This is a genomic window from Promicromonospora kroppenstedtii DSM 19349, from assembly GCF_000515355.1.
In the GTDB taxonomy this organism is placed as follows: domain Bacteria; phylum Actinomycetota; class Actinomycetes; order Actinomycetales; family Cellulomonadaceae; genus Promicromonospora; species Promicromonospora kroppenstedtii.
Genome location: NZ_KI911656.1, coordinates 90,609 through 91,724, shown reverse-complemented (window position 1 = coordinate 91,724; position 1,116 = coordinate 90,609). Strand labels below are relative to the sequence as shown.

Here is a 1,116-nt window from a genome sequence, read left to right as displayed (position 1 = left end):
CTCCGGGGTGACGACGAGGGCCGGAGTCGTCGGCCCGGGGTCGAGGAGCGCGGCGAGGGACGGGAACGGCACCTGCAGAACCTATGCGCAACGGGCCCGGTCGCGCAGCGCGCGACCGGGCCCGTTGTGGACAACCCGTCCCGGGTCAGCCCCGGGAGTCCTCGGCGGCCTTGACGACCTGCTCCAGCCACGAGCGGCGAGCCGCCACGGCGGCCTCCAGCTCCGAGACCTTGCGCTTGTCACCCTTGGTCTGAGCCTCCGCGAGGTCCGCCTCGAGACCCGCGATCGCGGACTCGAGCTGCGCCGCCGCACCCTCGGCACGCGCCCGCGTCTCCGGGTTGGTGCGCTTCCACTGCGCCTGGTCGGCGTCGCGGATCGCGGTCTCGACGGCACGCAGCCGAGCCTCGATGCGCTGGATGTCGCCGCGCGGAACCTTGCCGGCCTCCTCCCAGCGCTCCTGCACGCTGCGCAGGCCCGCCTTGGCCTTGTTCAGGTCCTTGACCGGGAGCAGCGCCTCCGCCTCCTCCAGCAGGACCTCCTTGACCTTCAGGTTCTCGCCGTACTCCGCGTCGATCACCGCGTTCTCGGCGTCCCGCGCCTGGAAGAACCGGTCCTGCGCCGCCCGGAACCGGGCCCACAGCGCGTCGTCGTCCTTGCGGGACGCCCGCCCGGCCGCCTTCCAGCGCGTCATCAGGTCGCGGTAGGCACCCGCGGTGTAGCCCCAGTCGGTGCTGTCCGACAGCGCCTCCGCCTCGGACACCAGCTTCTCCTTCTCGACCTTGGCCGCGCTGTTGCGCTGCTCCAGGTCGGCGAAGAAGTGCCGGCGCTCGCGGTCGAACGCGGTGCGGGCGTGGCTGAACCGCTTCCAGAGGGACTCCTCCGTGGGGCGGTCGATGCGCGGCCCGGAACGCTGGGCGTCCTTCCACCGGTCGAGCAGGGCGCGCAGCTCCTCGCCCGCCGGGCGCCACTGCATCTTGCTCGGGTCGGTCCCCGCGATCTTCTCGGCGGCCTCGACGATCGCGGTGCGGGACGCGACGGCCTCGGCCTTGGCGGCCGACCGTGCCTGCTCCAGGGCGGCACGCCGCTCCGCGGCGCGGCCCCGCAGGGTCTCGACCC

The 1,116-nt window shown here is 73.7% G+C and carries 1 protein-coding gene; it reads right to left on the bottom strand.

All coding sequences use genetic code 11. From position 1 onward, the window contains the following. Positions 1–145: 145 nt before the first annotated feature. A partial coding sequence (locus PROKR_RS11150; RefSeq protein WP_036963098.1) for a DUF349 domain-containing protein occupies positions 146–1,116 on the bottom strand: 971 nt, incomplete at its 5' end.